This window comes from Catenulispora yoronensis, from assembly GCF_039531695.1.
Classification (GTDB): domain Bacteria; phylum Actinomycetota; class Actinomycetes; order Streptomycetales; family Catenulisporaceae; genus Catenulispora; species Catenulispora yoronensis.
Window position 1 is genome coordinate 1 of sequence record NZ_BAAAQN010000065.1, and the last position, 17,593, is coordinate 17,593.

Annotated in this window: 13 protein-coding genes; 9 read left to right on the plus strand and 4 right to left on the minus strand. The window is 70.7% G+C overall.

Translation table 11 applies throughout. The annotated features are described in order from the left end of the window. The first annotated feature begins 709 nt into the window (after positions 1–709). Positions 710–3,586 carry a PI-PLC domain-containing protein gene (locus tag ABD481_RS37730; RefSeq protein ID WP_344670668.1) on the plus strand — a complete coding sequence of 959 codons (2,877 nt, stop codon included), beginning with the start codon at positions 710–712 and terminating at the stop codon, positions 3,584–3,586. A gap of 98 nt (positions 3,587–3,684) precedes the next feature. Here the strand turns inward: ABD481_RS37730 and ABD481_RS37735 are convergent, their stop codons facing one another. Next, positions 3,685–5,034, minus strand: coding sequence for an MFS transporter (locus ABD481_RS37735; RefSeq protein ID WP_344670669.1), 1,350 nt, complete (start codon positions 5,032–5,034; stop codon positions 3,685–3,687). Positions 5,035–5,343: 309 nt separating this feature from the next. On the opposite strand from ABD481_RS37735, the gene ABD481_RS37740 reads away from it, so the two are divergent. From ABD481_RS37740 to ABD481_RS37770, 7 genes are all read left to right on the plus strand, one after another. Next, positions 5,344–5,967, plus strand: coding sequence for a TetR/AcrR family transcriptional regulator (locus tag ABD481_RS37740; protein ID WP_344670670.1), 624 nt, complete (start codon positions 5,344–5,346; stop codon positions 5,965–5,967). A gap of 432 nt (positions 5,968–6,399) precedes the next feature. Then, on the plus strand, positions 6,400–8,058 hold the full coding sequence (locus tag ABD481_RS37745; protein WP_344670671.1) for an ABC transporter substrate-binding protein: 1,659 nt from the start codon (positions 6,400–6,402) through the stop codon (positions 8,056–8,058). Continuing rightward, on the plus strand, positions 8,055–9,134 hold the full coding sequence (locus tag ABD481_RS37750; RefSeq protein ID WP_344670672.1) for an ABC transporter permease: 1,080 nt from the start codon (positions 8,055–8,057) through the stop codon (positions 9,132–9,134). The genes ABD481_RS37745 and ABD481_RS37750 overlap by 4 nt, the downstream gene beginning before the upstream one ends. A gap of 2 nt (positions 9,135–9,136) precedes the next feature. Then, positions 9,137–10,255, plus strand: coding sequence for an ABC transporter permease (locus tag ABD481_RS37755; protein WP_344670673.1), 1,119 nt, complete (start codon positions 9,137–9,139; stop codon positions 10,253–10,255). Then, a complete protein-coding gene (locus tag ABD481_RS37760; protein WP_344670674.1) occupies positions 10,248–12,056 on the plus strand; it encodes a dipeptide ABC transporter ATP-binding protein in 1,809 nt (602 codons plus the stop codon). Before ABD481_RS37755 ends, ABD481_RS37760 begins: the two co-directional genes overlap by 8 nt. Positions 12,057–12,071: 15 nt before the next feature. Continuing rightward, positions 12,072–13,298: a dipeptidase gene (locus ABD481_RS37765; RefSeq protein ID WP_425559387.1), complete on the plus strand. Its 1,227-nt coding sequence runs from the start codon at positions 12,072–12,074 to the stop codon at positions 13,296–13,298. Positions 13,299–13,373: 75 nt separating this feature from the next. Further along, the gene (locus ABD481_RS37770; protein ID WP_344670675.1) at positions 13,374–14,462 is read left to right on the plus strand and encodes a quinone oxidoreductase family protein; all 1,089 of its coding nucleotides are present in this window, start codon (positions 13,374–13,376) and stop codon (positions 14,460–14,462) included. 128 nt (positions 14,463–14,590) lie between these two features. On the opposite strand, the gene ABD481_RS37775 is transcribed toward ABD481_RS37770, so the two are convergent. Both ABD481_RS37775 and ABD481_RS37780 read right to left on the minus strand, forming a co-directional pair. Then, a complete protein-coding gene (locus ABD481_RS37775) occupies positions 14,591–15,904 on the minus strand; it encodes an NtaA/DmoA family FMN-dependent monooxygenase (protein ID WP_344670676.1) in 1,314 nt (437 codons plus the stop codon). Positions 15,905–16,125: 221 nt separating this feature from the next. Then, positions 16,126–16,557, minus strand: a complete 432-nt coding sequence (locus ABD481_RS37780; RefSeq protein ID WP_344670677.1) for a nuclear transport factor 2 family protein — start codon at positions 16,555–16,557, stop codon at positions 16,126–16,128. A 93-nt stretch (positions 16,558–16,650) separates the two neighbouring features. On the opposite strand from ABD481_RS37780, the gene ABD481_RS37785 reads away from it, so the two are divergent. Next, positions 16,651–17,064: a winged helix-turn-helix transcriptional regulator gene (locus tag ABD481_RS37785; protein ID WP_344670678.1), complete on the plus strand. Its 414-nt coding sequence runs from the start codon at positions 16,651–16,653 to the stop codon at positions 17,062–17,064. A gap of 46 nt (positions 17,065–17,110) precedes the next feature. Here ABD481_RS37785 and ABD481_RS37790 read toward each other — a convergent pair whose 3' ends face one another. Continuing rightward, positions 17,111–17,566 (minus strand): RrF2 family transcriptional regulator, encoded by a 456-nt coding sequence (locus ABD481_RS37790; protein WP_344670679.1) that lies wholly within the window; start codon positions 17,564–17,566, stop codon positions 17,111–17,113. Positions 17,567–17,593 lie beyond the last annotated feature (27 nt).

The following is a 17,593-nucleotide window of genomic DNA, read 5'->3' on the forward strand; positions in this document are numbered from 1 at the left end:
ACCACCAAAGCTGCTCAAATTCCGATACGCCGACTCCACATCATGAGCGAAATCCCCGAACTCCTTGGCCAACGCCTGCACCGACTCCACCACACCCGGAGTCGGATCCCCATCCAACCCCAGAATGCCCCAACCAGACGGACGCGCCATCGTTCCCCCAGGGATAGCCTCATCACGACTGACGGCCGTACCGCCGCCCCCAACCGGTTTGCGAGTCTATCCACTGATTCAGCACTCTGATAACCCTGCCGCCCATCACCACCCCCATCGTCAAGAGGTGATGCCACGTCGCCGCGCTAACCCCTCATCCCCGTTGACACCCACCCCCCGCGCACCAGACTGGCGCCTGTGCGGCACTCCCCGCCGCCGCCGAACACACCCCCCTGCCTGCGGCAGGGCGGATTCCGGTCAGCGAAAGGAATCCATCATGTGGCCCACCTCCTGGATGCGGGAAGTCGACGGCAAGCTTCATCTCTCGCAGCTCTCGATTCCCGGGACGCACGACTCGCTCACCTACAATGCCACCCCTGTCGCTCAGGATCAGGACTCGGGGTGGGATGTCGCGGCACAGTTGAACGCTGGTATTCGGTGGTTCGATCTGCGGCTCAAGGCCACTTCGAGTTCTGAGTTAGTCGGGGTGCATGGGCCGGAGATTCCGAACACGGAGTTCCGGTCCGCCGTGTTGGCGCCCGTCATCAGTTTCCTGACGGTGCATCCCAGTGAGTGCGTCGTGCTGGAGGTCACCAACAATGGTGACGCGCCCGATGGCACCAAGTGGGACGTCGTCCTGTACAACTACCTCGTCGCGAACGGTGGTTTGTACACCGACGCCGGCACGGCCGCGAATCGCTTCTTCGCCGCGCGGAGTACGGTGCCCACGCTCGGCATGGTGCGGGGCAAGGCCGTCATCGCCAACAACTCGTTCAGCAGCACGGCCAAGGTCACCGGTATCGATCTCACCGGGTTCCTCACCGATCAGTGCGGCAGCACCCAGAACACGTCGTTCCTCGCCGATCCCGCGCTGGCCGACTTCGGGCTGTCCAGCCACGGTCCCGGCTCCCTGGTCACCTTCCACTACCAGGGCACCTACGACGACAAGTACGGCGGCTCGGATCGCGCGGTCGAGGCCAACAACATCGTGAACACCATCCGCGGTGCGGCCTTCAACTCCGACGCGCACCAGTGGTACAAGACCGGTACCGGGCGTGCGGACGGGGTTCCCTCCTCGCGGGCCTTCGCGCTCGGCGATCTGCTCGAACCGTGGCCGGTGAGCATCGGCTACAACCAGATCGCGCTCGGCGCCGTCCAGGAGGTGGCGGTCACCGCGAACGAGAACCAGCGGACCGTCGGCACCATCTGCGGCGACTTCCCCAACGACACCGGCGGCTACATCGAGGCGATCTACCAGCGCAACAAGCTGGTGGAGTCGCCCGGCCCCGTCGGCTACGACCTCGCCTCCGGCGACGACAAGATCCTGCCCATCGACTACCTCGGCACCGGCCACGCCGACCATCTGATCTGCTATCGGCCCGGCGGCCGCGTGTTCTGGGTCATGCGCAGCGTCGGCGGCCGGTTCGAGAGCGTCTACCAGTCCTTCAACGGGGTCGGCGGCTACGACCTCGCCGACGCGCGCGACCTGATCGTCCCGTTGCAGACCGGCGGCGCGATGTTCTTCATCCTCCTCTACCGCCCCGGCACCGGCACCGTGTGGATCCTGGGCTCCCAGGCCAGCGACGGCCTCTTCTGGCTGAACCAGAACAGCACCACCGGACTCGGCGGCTACGACCTGGCCAGCAACGCCGACCGCATCGAGAGCCTGTACTCGCCCGGCGACGGGTCCTCGACCGCCGCGACGCTGTTCTGCTACCGCCCCGGCACCGGCAAGGTGGCGGTGCTGCGCCATCCCGCCACCGGCTGGAACGACCGGACGTGGAACTCCGCCTTCCACGTCGAGACCGGCGGCGTCTCGCCCGACTTCGACTTCTCCGATTCCCGCGACATGGCCTTCACGCTGGACTACCAGGGCACCGGCCATCGGGACCACCTCGTCTGCTACCGGCCCGGCACCGGCCGCTTCGCCGTCTTCAAGTGGACCGGCACGGCCTTCGTCACCGTGGTCAAGTCCACCGCCGGCGTCCCCGGCGCGTTCCCGCTCACCGACGTCTCCGACCGCGTCGTCCCCTTCGACGCCACCGGCAGCGGCCACCTCGACAGCCTGCTGTGCTACCGCTGGACCGGCCAGCCCTACCTCCAGGCGGTCAAGGCGAACCCGGCGGCCTCCTCCTTCACCCCGCAGTCCGGCGGCCGGGCCTGGCTGGACTGCCTGGACACCTACGCCACCTCCCTGCCGGACCAGGTCGTCTCCTTCGACTTCCAGAGCACCGGCAGCCGGGACCACTTCGCCGTCTACCGCCCCGGGTCCAGGATGTTCGCGGCCATCGGCAACCGCGCCGCCCGCCCCACCGCCGACTACGGCGTCAAGTTCTGGTCGGCGCCCGGCGGCGTCGGCGACGGCGTCCGCCACTACGACGACGCCTCGTCGCTGGACGTGCTGTTCCCCTACGACTACCGCGCCACCGGCAACGCCGACCACATCGTCTGCCGCCGCAGCAGCACCGACAGCGGCAACGGCCAGTTCTGGGTCCTGGAGAACGCCGGCGGCGGACTGTTCCACCCCCGGATGTCCGGCCCGACCGGCATCCCGGTCCGCGGCGGCGGCAGCTACGACCTGCGGGGCGGCGGCGACGACCGGGTCGTGCCGTTCGACGCCGCGAGCAGCGGCAAGACCACGGACCTGGTCGCCTGGCGCGTCGGCGGCATCTGCTGGGTGATGCAGAACAACCACGACGGCACCTACACGCCGGTGTTCCAGTCCAGCACCGGCATCGCCGACTTCGACCTGAAGTCGGGCAGCGACTACCTGACCGCCTACGACTACGACCTCACCGGCGCCGAGAACCACCTCATCGCCTACCGCAGCGGCACAGCCGAGATCGGGTTCCTGAAGCGCCAGGGTGCCGGCGGCTTCACCGACGCCAACCGCAGCCACAGCGGCCTGCCGAACGTCCCGCAGCTCGGCCGCGTCATCCCCTACGACTACACCGGCACCGGACACGCCCAGCACCTGCTGTGCTGGGGCCAGAACACGTTCACCATCCTGGCCAACAAGGGACCGTCCGCAGGAGCGAGCCGCTTCACCGTGGTGGCCAGCCTGAGCAGCGTCGCCGGCTACGGTGTGACCAGCTCGGACAGCATCGCGCCGTTCGACTACAGCGACAGCGGCCACGCCACCGACCTGGTCGTGTACCGTCCAGGCCAGGGCGCGGTCGCGATCCTCCAGAACGAGCACGACGGCAAGGGCGGCTTCAAGGCCGTCTACTTCGAGGGCGCCCCCGGCAACGGCATCGCCGGCTGGGACCTGCACTCCGGCGCCGACGTCATCTTCGGCTACGACTTCAAGCGCACCGGCTCCCCGGACCACCTGGGGATCTACCGGCCCGGGAGCGGCCAGGTGTGGTTCCTGGAACAACTCGGATCCGGCTACTTCCATCCCGTCTACTGCACCGGAGGCGGCGTGGGCTGGTGACGCTCACAGACTGCTGAGACGCATGTAGAGCGAGTCAGACTACTGGGACAAGCCCCGAAGGCCGCAAGAGCGACTTCGGGGCTTGTCAGCCTTCACAATTACTGTCCCGCCAGCACCATCACTCCCAGCGCCGCCACCACGAGTCCTCCGGCAGCCCCGATACTGGCGACGTTCAGCCCGTGCACAGTCGCCATCGCAGCCGTCGCAGCATGATGCGAACGGTGATAGCTCGCAGCCGCGGTTCCAGCGACAGTGCTGAGAAGCGCCGTGCCGAGCGAAGCGCCAATCTGCTGAGATGTCATCACCAGCGCACCAGCCGTGGCGCTGTCGGCACCGGCATTGAGCGTCGCGGTGCTGTTGGCCGTGATCAGCACCCAACCGGTGCCGAGGCCGACGAGCAGGAACACCGGGAAGACCCGCGTCCAGTACCCGCTGTCGACGTGCAGCAGGCCCAGCAGCCCCACGCCGACGGCCAGCGTCAGCAGCCCGGGCCCCAGCAGCACGCGGACCGGTGTCCGCGCCAGGAGCTTGCTGACGGTGCGCACGCCGGCCATCAGCCCGGCGGTCAGCGGGAGGAAGGCCATGCCCGCCTTGACCGGGGAGTACCGCAGCACGTCCTGAAGGTAGAACGTCAGGAAGAACAACGTCGCGAACATCCCGACGGCCAGACTCAGTACCGAGACATACGAGGCCGCGCGGCGCCGATCCCGCAGAATCCGCAACGGAAGCAGCGGCGCCGCGACTCGGCGTTGCACCAGCAGGAACACCGCGAGCAGAACCGCTCCGCCGACCAAGGACCCGACGGTGACGGCGGCGCCCCAGCCGTCGACCTCCGCCCGCGAGAAGCCGAGCACGACAGCCGCCATGCCCGCGGTGGCCAGCACCGCCCCGACCACGTCGACCCGCGTCCCCGGCACGCGCGGCGCGGTCCGGACGGCGTAGAGCACCCCGGCTCCCGCCAGCGCCGCGATCGGCAGGTTCACGAACATGCACCAGCGCCAGTTCAGATACTCGGTCAGGACGCCTCCGAGCATCACGCCCAGCCCGGAGGAGCTCCCCATCACCGTGCCATAGACGCCGAACGCCTTGCCCCGCTCGGCTGGCGTCGGAAACGCGGCGGCCAGGGAAGCAAGAACCGACGGCGTCATCAGCGCCCCGAAGACGCCCTGCAACGCCCGGGCCCCGAGCAGGGTCCCGGAATTGGGCGCCGCTCCGCCGACCGCCGAGGCCACAGCGAAACCGATGGTGCCGATCAACAGGGCATTGCGACGCCCGAGCAGGTTGGACAACCGCCCGCCGAGAAGCAGCAGACTGCCATAGCAGAGGGCGAACGCAGTGATCACCCACTGGCGGGTGGGATCGGACATGTGCAAAGAACGCTGCGCCGAAGGCAGCGCGATATTCATGATCGTCAGGTCCAGACCCACCATGAGCTGGGCCGTGGCCACGGCGGCGAGCGTCCACCAGCGGCGGGGATCAGGGGTCGGAGCAGGTGCCGAAGCAAGGGTCGAAGCAGAGGTCGAACCAGGTATCGGAACTGCCGGAACCGGAACCGGGGCCCAAGCCGCGCCATCAATCACGGACCCTGATTCCCGCGGCAGCGCGGACCTTATCGAATCGGACGTCATCAAGAGACTCCTGACCAGGAAAAGGCAAACGAGGAGCAGAGCGACACGGACCCCCAAGCCCGGCCGCCATAACTGAACACCTGTAGCGCTATGACTGTAGCGCTACGCGCGCGGGTCTACAATGACCGCATGTCCGCGACGCCCGCCCCCCAGGCCGAGCCCCGCGGCCGCAATCGCCGCGGCCAGGGCGAACGCCTCCGCGAGGAGATCGTCGACTCCGCCTGCCGCCTCCTGGACGAGCTCGCCGACGACCAGGCCCTGTCCCTGCGCGCCGTCGCCCGCGACATCGGGATCGCCGCCACGTCGGTCTACCTGCACTTCGCCGACCGCGACGCCCTGGTCCTGGCCGCTCTTGAGCACTGCCACCACGGTCTGGTCGCCGCCATCGACGTCGTCGAGCAGGCCGCCGCCGGGAATCCCGTCGCCCAGCTCCGCGAACGCACCCTGGTGCTGGGCCGGTGGGCCCACGACCACCCCGGCCTGTACAAGGTCATGCACGAGAGCACGCTGAACCGCCGCGCCGCGATGGCCTTCAAGGAGGAGTTCGGCAGGCTCTCGCGAGCCGCCGTCCAGCGCTGCATGGACGCCGGCCTCGCCCCGGCGGACGACGCCGCCGTCGTGGCGCTGGACCTGCGCGCGGCGGTGCACGGCGCGGTCTCGATCCGCGTCAACCAGCCGGATCTGCCGTGGCCGCCGCTGGAGGACCAGGTGGACCGGTTCCTGGTGAAGCTGGTGGGCGTCAAGGCGCCCTGACAACCGACAACGAACCCTGACCCCCTCGCCAAGGGCCGTCTCAACCTGCAATCACTATGAATCTTATGGGGATTGTGCGGTTAACCTGGAGCGGTTACCTTATGACACGCGGACGGGGTGCCCCACCGCGCATCAGAGCGAGGACGAGGACACCTTGAACGACGTCGTGGCGGTCAGCGGCGGGGCAGCACACAGCCCCGTCGACGCCGCGCGCGTTCTGGTCCGCCGCCTGCACATCGACCTGCTGCTGGTGTCCAGCGCGCGATGTCAGTAACCGTGTTCTCGCCGTACCGCCGGTAGAGCGCGTCCGTCGCTGTACGCGTAATCGCTGTACGCACGATCGCCGTACCCATCACCACTCCTCCAGGCGCCCCGTGCCCTTATACGGCGCGCCCCACCGCCCATGACCAATGACCGAAAGCAGACCCAGCCGTGTCACGCCTCAAACCGCCCCGCACCGCCGTTGCCGCCGCCTCCCTCGCCGCACTGTCCCTTGCCGCCGTGACCGCGTGCACCAGCACCCGCTCCCCCGCCGGCTCGGCCGCCGCCGGCAGCAGCAGCGGCGGCGCCGGAGCCCGTCCGCTGATCATCGGCACGACCGACCAGGTCACCAGCCTCGATCCGGCGGGGTCCTGGGACGCCGGCTCCGGCACGATCGAGATCGAGGTGTACTCGCCGCTGCTGAACACCCCGCGCGGGACCTCGGACGTGGCGCCGGATCTCGCCGCCGGGATCAAGCTGACCGGCCCGAAGGAGTACACCGTCACCCTCAAGCCCGGTCTGAAGTTCGCGAACGGGCACGACCTCACCTCCTCCGACGTCAAGTTCAGCTTCGACCGCCAGCTGAAGATCGCCGACAAGAACGGTCCTTCGTCCCTGCTCTACGACCTGGCCTCGGTCGCCGCGCCGGACCCGCTGACCGTCGTGTTCACCCTGAAGTCGGCCAACGACGCGCTGTTCCCGCGCGTGCTGTCCACCGGCGCCGGCTTCGTCGTCGACGAGCAGGTGTTCCCGGCCGACAAGGTCCTCGACGACGCCGCGATCATCGCCGGCAAGCCGTGGGACGGACCGTACGCGGTCGGCACCTACGACAAGAACTCGCTCGTCTCCTTCACCGCGAACCCCGCCTACCAGGGCCTGCTCGGCACGCCGAAGGTGAAGGACGTCGACCTGAAGTACTACACCGACGCCAGCAACCTCAAGCTCGACGTCCAGCAGGGCACGATCGACGCGGTCTACCGCACGCTGACCGTCGCCGACCTGGAGGACCTGCGCACGAAGAAGGGCGTGGCCGTCCACACCGGGTCGGGCAACGGCATCCGCTACATAGTCTTCGACCTCAAGACCCAGCCCTTCGGCAGCGCCACCAAGCAGCCCGACGCGGCCAAGGCGCTGGCCGTGCGGCAGGCGGTGGCCGACTCGGTGGACCGCGCGCAGCTCGCGACGCAGGTGTACAAGGGGACGCTCACGCCGCTGTACTCCTCCGTCCCCGACGGCATCACCGGCGCCACCCCGTCGCTCAAGGCCCTGTACGGCGACAAGAAGGGCGGTCCGGACAAGGCGGCGGCCGCCGCGCTGCTGACGCAGGCCGGCGTGCCCACCCCGGTGGTCCTGAACCTCCAGTACAACACCGACCACTACGGCTCGTCGTCAGCGGACGAATACGCGCTGATCAAGACCCAGCTGGAGGCCACCGGCCTGTTCACGGTGAACCTCCAGTCCACGGCGTGGACCCAGTACGGCAAGGACCGCGTCGCCGACCAGTACCCGGTCTACCAGCTCGGCTGGTACGCCGACTACCTGGACGCGGACGACTACCTGGCCTCCTTCTACTCGCCCAGCAGCTGGGTCGCCAACAACTACACCGACCCGACGGTCCAGGCGCTGATCACCCAGGAGGAGACCGAGCCCGACGCCGCCAAGCGCACCGCGCTCATCCAGCAGGTGCAGGACAAGGTGGCCGCGGACGTGCCCCTGATCCCGCTGCTCCAGGGCTCCACGGCGATCGTCACCCGCGACAGCGTCACCGGCGTCCCGGCCACGCTCGACGGCGCCTACCAGTTCCGCTGGGCGGAGCTGTCCAAGCAATGAGTGTCCTGATCCAGGACCTCCCGGGTGCCGTCGGTCCGGCCGGCGGCACCCGGGACCTCGGGTTCGCCCGCTACCTGGCGATCCGCTTCCTGCTCATCATCCCCACGGTCCTGGCACTGGTCAGCGTCGTCTTCTTCCTGATGCGCGCGACCGGCGACCCGATCACCATCGCCTTCGGTGACCGGCTGACCCCCGCGCAGCTCCAGGTCAAACTGCACCAGGCCGGATACGACCGGCCGCTGCTCACTCAGTACCTGGAGTACCTGCGCGGGCTGGCGACCGGCGACTTCGGCCGGACCGCCACGGACGACCAGGCCGTCTCCACGGTGCTGCGGACCTACGGCGCGGCGACGGCCGAGCTGGCCGGGTACGCGCTGCTGGTCGCCGTGGCCGTCGGCGTGCCGCTCGGCATGGTGGCGGCGGTCTATCGGGACCGGGCGCCCGACGTCGCGCTGCGGCTGTTGGCGATCTTCAACTACGCCACGCCGGTCTTCTTCCTGGGGCTGCTGTTCAAGCTGGTCTTCTCGGTCTGGCTGGGTTGGCTGCCGGCTTCGGGCCGGGCCAGCATCGACGTGCAACTCGAACTCCGGAACCAGAGCAGCACCACCGGCCTGTACCTGGTCGACGCGCTGCGCAGCGGCGACGGCGCGGCGATCGTCGACGTGCTCGAACACGCCGTGCTGCCCGGCCTCACGCTCGGGCTGCTGGTCGCCGGCGTCCTGATGCGGCTGGTGCGGACCAACCTGATCGGGACGCTGTCCGCGGACTACGTGGAGTCGGCGCGTTCCCGGGGGGTCAGCCGGTTCCGGCTGGTCACGCGGCACGCCACCCGGCCCGCCCTGATCCCGGTGGTGACGGTCCTGGGCCTGCAGGTCGCCGGGCTGCTCGGCGGAGCGGTGCTGACCGAGACCACCTTCGAGTGGAAGGGGCTGGGCTACGAGCTCGCGCACTATCTGTCGGCGCGGGACTTCCCGGCGGTGCAGGGGATCGTGGCCTTGTTCGCGATCGTCGTCGCCGTGACCAACTTCCTGGTCGACGCCGTCGCGGCCGTGATCGACCCGCGAGTGAGGTACTGAGCATGGACGAGGTCCTGATCCGCCCCACGCCGCCGGTCCGTCCGGAGCCACGGCGCCGGTGGACGCTGGCGGGTCGGTCGGCCCGGCCGGGTCTGCCAGGCCGACCAGCCCGACCGACCCGACCGACCCGACCGGCCCGGCTGGCCCGCGGCACCGGCCTGCAACGCGCGATGCTCCTCACCGGCGCGGTCCTCACCGGGTTGTTCCTGCTCACCGCGGTGTTCGCCCCGCTCCTGGCCCCCTACGGACACGCCCAGATGCACAGCGGAGACGTGCTGTTCGGCTCCCAGCAGCATCCCAGCCGGGCCCACCTGCTCGGCACCACGATCGCCGGGTACGACGTGCTGTCCCGCGTCATCTGGGGCACGCGCACGGCGATCGCGATCATCGTCGCGGCGCTCGCGCTGTCCGCGGTCGCGGGTGTCCTGCTCGGGCTGGTCTCCGGGTATCTCGGCGGCGCGCTGGACCGGGTCCTGGTCGGCGTGGCGGACGCGATGTACGCGTTCCCCTCGCTGCTGCTGGCCATCATCATGTCGATCGTCATCAGCGGCGGGCAGTCCAGCCTGGTCGGCGGGCTCGGCGCGGCGGCCTGCGCGGTGGCCGTGGCGTTCGTGCCGCAGTACTTCCGGGTGGTGCGCGCCGAGGCCGTCCGGGTGAAGGCAGAGCCCTTCGTCGAGGCGGCGCGGGTGATCGGCACCGGTCCGTGGCGGATCATGACCCGGCACGTGCTGCGCAACTCGGTGCGGACGCTGCCGCTGATCCTCACGCTCAACGCCTCCGAGGCCATCCTCACCCTCGCCGGGCTCGGGTTCCTGGGCTTCGGCGTCGAGCCCAACGCGGCCGCCGAGTGGGGCTACGACCTCAACCGCTCGGTGGCCGACGTCACTTCGGGCATCTGGTGGACCGCCGTGCCGCCGGGCTTGGCGATCGTGCTCACCGTGCTGGGGACCACGCTGCTGGGCGAGAGCCTGACCGATCTGGCCGATCCGCGGTTGCGGCGGCGTCCGGCGGCGGCGGGCGCGGGTTCCGGTGCTGGTTCCGGTACTGATCCTGGTGCTGATCCTGGTGCTGATTCCGGCTCGGGTCCGGACCTCGTGGAGGAGGGTGGGCAAGATGCCTGATCTGCTGCGGATCGAAGACCTGCATGTCTCCTTCAGCACCGACGCGGGCGCGGCGCCGGCTGTGCGGGGTGTCAGCCTGTCGGTGGCGCCCGGCGAGGTGCTGGCCCTGGTCGGGGAGAGCGGCAGCGGGAAGACCGTGACCGCCAAGTCGGTCCTGGGGCTGCTGCCCGGCACCGCGACGGCGCGCGGCCGGGTGCTGCTCGGCGACGGCGACGCGCCGCCGGACGAGGACGTGCTCACCGCCTCGCCCTCCCGCCTGCGGGCCCTGCGCGGCACCCGGGCCGCGATGGTCTTCCAGGAGCCGTCCACGGCGCTGAACCCGGTGTTCACCATCGGCTGGCAGCTCGCCGAAGGGCTGCGGGCGCACGGCCGGGGCACCCGCGCCGAGCGCCGGGCCCTGGCCGTCGACCTGCTGGACCGCGTCGGCATCCAGGAGCCGGCCGTCCGGGTGAACCACTACCCGCACCAGCTCTCCGGCGGGCAGAAGCAGCGTGCTGTCATCGCGATGGCGCTGGCCCTGGGGACGCGGCTGCTCGTGGCCGACGAGCCCACGACCGCCCTGGACGTCACGGTGCAGGCGGAGATCCTGGAGCTGCTGCACCGCTGCCGGACCGACCTCGGCACGGCCGTCCTGCTGATCACGCACAACATGGGAGTGGTCGCCGATCTGGCGGACCGGGTGGCGGTGATGCGCGACGGTCGCGTCGTGGAGCAGGCGCCGGTCACAACGCTGTTCGCGGCGCCCACGCACCCTTATACGCGGGAGCTGCTGGCCGCCGTGCCGGTGTTCGGGCGCACGGAGGAGACGCGGGAGGCGACTTCGGCGCCGAAGGCGAGGCGCGAACCCCAGCCGGACTCACCGAACGAATCCGTAATCCGGGTCGCGAACCTGGTTCCCCGTCCCGAACCCCAGCCGGACTCACCCACCGAACCGGTAGTCCGCGCGGCGGGCCTCGTCGTCGAATACCCCGGTCGCCTGGGCAGCCGGTCCTTCCGCGCCGTCGACGGCGTCGACTTCGAGATCGCGCCCGGCGAGGTCCTGGGCCTGGTCGGCGAGAGCGGCTCGGGCAAGACCACGGTCGGTCGCGCGGTCGCGGGCCTGACCGGGGTGACCGCCGGAACGCTCGACGTGCTGGGCGAGCCGCTGTCCGCGCGCGGCCGACGGAACCGCACCGGCCGCCGCGCGACGGCCGGCAGCCGGGCCGGGAATCTCGGCTTCGTCTTCCAGGACCCGGCGACCAGCTTCAACCCCCAGCTCACCATTGCCGACAGCGTCGGGGAGCCGCTGGCGGTGCACCGTCCCGAGCTCGGGCGGCGCGCGATCCGGGCCGAGGTCGAGGCGCTGCTGGACGCGGTCCGGCTGCCGCGCGGCCACGGCGACCGCTATCCGCACGAGCTCAGCGGCGGCGAGCGCCAGCGGGCCAGCCTGGCCCGGGCGCTGGCGCTGCGGCCGCGGCTGCTGATCGCGGACGAGCCGACGTCGGCGCTGGACGTCTCGGTCCAGGCCGGGGTGCTGGAGCTGTTCGCCGCGCTGCGCCGGGAGCTGGGGTTCGCAGCCCTGTTCATCAGCCACGACCTGGCGGTGGTCGAGCAGGTCGCCGACCGGGTCGCGGTGCTGCACCGGGGGCGGATCGTCGAGTCCGGCGACACCGCCGCGGTCCTGGGCGCGCCGCGCGAGGAGTACACGCGGCGGCTGGTGGCCGCGCTGCCGGTCGCCGATCCGGTGCGGCAGTCGCGGCGGCTGCGCGAGGACGGGCCGGCGGACCGGGTTCGCATAGAGGCCCCGACCGCAGCACACTGATCAAGGAACGGAGGAATGGACATGAACACTTACGACGTGGTGGACCTGGTGCTGAAGACCAGTCCCGTGTTCGACGGCCACAACGATCTCCCGGTGGCGCTGCGGGCCGGCTCCGGTTCCAGCGTGGAGGGCCTGGACCTGGGCCGGGCCGATCTGCACACCGACCTGCCGCGGCTGCGCGCGGGCCGGGTGGGCGCGCAGTTCTGGTCGGTGTACGTGGCGTCGAGCCTGCCGGAGCCGGAGGCGGCGGTGGCGACGCTGGAGCAGATCGACATCGTGTACCGGCTGGTCGCGCGCTATCCGGACGAGTTGCAGATCGCCTACACCGCCGACGACGTGGAGAACGCGTTCGCGCAGGGCCGGATCGCCTCCCTGATCGGTATCGAGGGCGGCCACAGCCTGGCCGGTTCGGCGGGCGTGCTGCGGGCGTTCGCCCGGCTGGGCGTCCGGTACGTCACGCTCACCCACAACGACAACACCGCCTGGGCCGACTCGGCGACCGACGCCCCCCGCGTCGGCGGCCTGGACGACACCGGACTGGCGATCGTCGCCGAGCTCAACCGGATCGGGGTCCTGGTGGACCTCTCGCACACCGCCGAGAGCACCCAGCTCGCGGCGCTGGCGGCGAGCACCGCGCCGGTGATCTTCAGCCATTCCAGCGCCCGGGCGCTCAACGACCATCCGCGCAACGTCGGGGACCGGGTGCTGGAGCGGCTGCGCGACAACGGCGGCGTCATCCAGCTCACGTTCGTTCCGGCGTTCATCTCGGCGGCGGTCGCCGAGTGGTCGGCGGAGCTCGCGGCCGAGCGCGAGCGGCTCGGGCTGGGGCGGGAGACGTGGTCGTGGCCGCGGACGCCGCGGCCGGGCGAGGACCCGGCGTCGGTCGCCAAGGAGCGGGCGGCGGAGTCCGGCGCGCCGCCGGACCCGCGGGTGGCGGAGTGGCTGGAGCGGAATCCGCGGCCCGAGGTCAGCGTGGCGGAGGTGGCGGACCACGTCGAGCACGCCCGCGACGTGGCCGGGGTGGAGCACGTCGGGATCGGCGGGGACTACGACGGCGTCGACCGTCTGCCGGCCGAGCTCGCGGACGTGGCCGGGTATCCGGTGCTGCTGCGGGAGCTGGCGGCGCGCGGCTGGTCCCGGACCGACCTGGAGGCGTTGACCAGCCGCAACGTCCTGCGGGTGCTGCGGGCCGCCGAGGAGGCGGCGGCTGAGCCGTTGTGGCCGGGTACGGCCCTGCGCTGAACGGGTACGGCCCGGCGCCGAATGGGGAACGCGCCCGGGCTCAGGCCCGGGCGACGGCAACAAGGAAGGTTGTTCATGGGTAATCTGCCGTCGAATATGCGCGCTTATGCGTTTCGGAACAACGGCGGTCCTGAGGTCTTTGAAGAGATCAAGCTCCCGGTTCCGGCGCCGGACGCCGGGCAGGTGCTGATCAAGGTCGCCTTCGCGGGCGTCAACTTCGCCGAGGTGCAGCATCGGCGGGGGGAGTTCGGGGCGCCGGAGGGGGCCGGCGGGTACGACGTGCCAGGGCTGGAGGTCTCGGGCCGGATCGTCGCGGTGGGCGACGGGGGCGACCGGGACAGCGGGGGCGACGGAGGTAACCGATACAGCGGGGCCAGCGGGGCCAGCGGGGAAAACGGGGGCAACGCGGGCGGTCTGAGCGTGGGCCAGGAGGTCGCGGCCTACCTGCCGGGCTTCGGCGGGTACGCCGAATTCGCCGTCGCCTCCCCCGACTTCGTCCGGCCGGTCGGCACCCTGCCGCTGGAGGTCGCCGCCGGCGTGCCGTGTGTCTACCCGACTGCCTACGGGCTACTGTCCGACGTCGGTCGGCTGCGCGCCGGCGACACGGTGCTGATCCACTCGGCCTCCGGCGGCGTCGGGACCGCCACGGCGCGCATCGCGCGCCTGCTGGGGGCGGGGAAGGTGCTCGGCACCGTCGGTTCGGCCACCAAGCAGCCGGACGGCTACGACGCGCTGTTCTCGCGCCACGACTTCGCCGACGAGATCCGCTCCGCGACCGCCGGACGCGGGGTCGACCTGGTGCTCGACCCGATCGGCGGACCGGTCCGCAAGGCCAGCCTGGAGCTGCTGGCTCCGTTCGGCCGGGTCGTGATGTTCGGTGACCAGGGTCTGCACGGCGACTGGAGCGAGGACCTCTTCACGCTGTGGAAGAACACGCGGACGATCGCCGGGTTCAACATCGGCGACGTCGCGCGCCGGTCGCCGGCCACGATCGGGGCCCATCTGGCCACCGCGCTGGCCGCGCTGGCCTCCGGTGAACTCCCGTACACGCCGCCGACCGTCGTGCCGGTGACCGACGTCGCCGACGTCGCCGAGGTGCACCGGGATTTCGAGGCCGGGACGCGGTCGGGCAAGACGGTGCTGGGGTTCGGCGTCGGCGCCTGAGTTCCTGTCGCGCAGAGAGAAGGCCGAAGGCGCCGTCCCCCAAAACAGAGGGGCGGCGCCGCCAGCTTTTCCGCTTCAAGCTTGTGCTGTTCGTTGTGTGCTGTTCAGCCTGTTCAGGCCGATCCGGCTCAGGCCGGAACCGGCACCGCGACCCGCGGCAGTTCCAGCCCGAGGTTCTCCCGCAACGTGCCGCCCTCGTACGCCGCCGGGGCCACGATCCCGCGCCGCCGCAGCTCCGCCAGCAGACCGTTGACGATGAAGTCGTGCTCCTGGGGATCGTCGAGCCCGTGCACCGAGATCACGTCCAGTACCCCGGCCCGGAAGCGCTCCTCGACAGCGTCGGCCAGCTGCTCGGGCGTACCCGCGGCACTCCAGTGGCCCGTGTCCTGCGCCTCGACGATCAGCTGCCGCAGCGTCAGCCCGTCCCGGGCGCGCCGGGAGAAGACGTCGACGCGCCCCCGCCGCCGGTGGACGGACTCCACGCGCGGCAGCAGGCTCTCCGGCAGCGGCTTGTCCAGCGGCTGCCCCGACAGGTCCACCCCTCCGCCGAGCATGTCCTCGACCGCCGCGCGGCCGCGCTCGTAGTCGATCGCGTCGATGCGCTCTTGCACCCGGCGGCGGGCTTCCTCCTCGGTCGCGCCGAACGTCGCGTGGAAGGAGCTGAAGATCAGCGGCAGTCCCTCGGCCCGGCCGAGCTCCGCCGCGCGCGCCCGGATGCGTGCGGTGTGCTCGCGGGCTATGTCCAAGGTGGGCAGCGAGGTGAACACGATCTCGGCATAGGCCGCGCCGAGTTCGATCCCCGCGTCGGACTGGCCGGCCTGGATCAGCACCGGCCGGCGCTGCGGCAGCGGCGGGATGTTGAGCGGTCCCGCGACGGTGAAGTAGCGGCCGGCGTGGTCGATCGGCCGGACGCGGGAGCCGTCGACCACCGCGCGGCCGTCGGGGTCCAGGGTCAGCGCGCCGGGCTGCCAGCTGTCCCAGAGCGCGTGCACGACGTCGAGCGTCTCCGCCGCGCGGGCGTAGCGCTCCTCGGGGTCGGGCAGCGGGTCGGCGGAGAAGTTCTCCTCACCGATCGCGGAGGTCACCAGGTTCCACGCGGCCCGGCCGTTGCTGATGTGGTCCAGCGTCCCGAACATCCGGGCCAGGTTGAACGGATGGTGGAAGGTGGTGGAGACCGTGGCGATCAGGCCGATGTCCCGCGTGACCTGGCTGAGGGCGGCGACGGTGAGCAGCGGCTCCTGCGCGCCGATCGTGCCCTGGGCGCCGAAGCGCAGCAGATCGGGCACGAACAGCGCGTCGAAACCGGCCGCCTCGGCCAGCCCGGCGACCCGGACCGCCGAGTCCAGGGTGGACCGGCCGGGGTCCAGGGCCAGTTCGTACACGCCCGGCTTGCCGGCCGCCGCGGTCACGGTTCGCAGGGTTCTGGGTCGCTGAGGGTTCATGCTCGACTCCGGGTTCGCAGCCCCCGCCCCGTCGCCGGACGGCGAGAATCGGATCAGAAGGCTGATGTGCAGGTCCGCGGACGGCGGATCATGGAATCAGTCTGTGCAGCGGGCCCGCGGGCCGTCAATGACCATTCGGCGGTATGCAGGTGAAAGGCACGGGCGTCCATTTCCGGGCGATCGCCTTGTCTGCGATGCGAGATGAGATGCGTGGCTATTTCTCAGTCCCGCAGAATCGACGGATCGCCCTCGGCCCATGTGCTGATCAGCACCCGGCCCGCGATCAGCCACCGGCCGTCGGCGCGGCGCAGTTCGTCGACGTACCGGCCGGCGGCCAGGAACCGCCCGGTGCCGCGCAGGTGCTGCGCCAGGTAGTAGCAGGTGTGCGTCGCCGTGTCGCCGTCGACGGCCACCACGTGGTTCGTCAGGAGGTGCTGCGTGGCGTCGAGCCGCTCGATGCTCGGCCGGACCCGGGCCGTGATCCGCTCCGGTCCGGTGTGGTGCTCGCCCCCGGCCCGGTACTCCCACTCCGCGTCCGGGGTGAACAAGGCTTCGAACTTGCCCCAGTCCCGGGTATCGACCGCTGTGGCGTAGGCGATTACGGTGTCGACGATCGCGAGACGGTCGGCCAAAGTATCGGCGTGCGCGTTCATGTGTCAGCTCCTCGGCAAGAAAATGCGACCGCGATATATGCGGCGGACCTCATACTGGGCCGCTGTCGGAACAGAACGGAAGAAGGCACATTCTTGTCCCGCAGTCACATCGATGTACCAGAGCTGGTCACGGTCGCGTGCCCGGTCTCCGAAGTCATAGACAGCATCTCGGGCCGCTGGACGGTGGGGATCCTGACCGCTGCCGCGCAGGGCCCGGTGCGCTTCTCCGAGCTCGAACGCGTCATCCGCGGCATCAGCCGCCGGGTGCTCACGTTGAAGCTGCGGCAGTTGGAACGCGACGGCCTGCTGCACCGCACCGTCTATCCGACCGTGCCGCCGCGCGTGGAGTACACGCTCACCGATCCGGCGACCGAGCTGCTGGACACGCTGCGCGGCCTGACCGATTGGGCGGTCCGGCACCGCGACACGGTCGCGACGGCGCGCGCCGAGTTCGATCGTGGGCAGGCGCAGGCGCAGGAGCCGGAGCCGGAGCAGGAATCGGACTAGCGCGAAGGCGCTGGAACCGGATCGGCGTGCCGACGCCGGAACCGGCTCAGCGCGGAGCCCAAGCCTCCGGCCCGCCGGCCATCCGCCGCACGTGGGCCGGCAGCTTCCCGGACAGCACCTGCGCGAGGCTGGTCTCGTCGAGGATCTTGCGCAGCGCGGCCCGGGCCGCCACCCACACCTCGGTCAGGTGTTCCGCCGCGTTGACGTACTCGGCCTCGTGCGGACGCATGCCGCGCACCTCGGCCAGCGGGCCGTCTATGGCCCGCACGATCTCCCCGATGGAGATGGTCGACGCCGGGCGTGCGAGGACGTGGCCGCCGCCGGCGCCGCGGTGGCTGCGGATCAGGTCCGCGCGCCGCAGGTCGACCAGGATGGTCTCGACGAACTTGCGCGGCAGGTCCTGGTGCTCGATGGGGACGGCCGACTTGACGAGCCCCGGGCCGTGGGCCGCCAGTTCGAGCATCACGCGCACCGCATAGTCCGCCTTGGCTGAGATCTGCACAGCCGCATGCTAACAGTGCGTTTACAC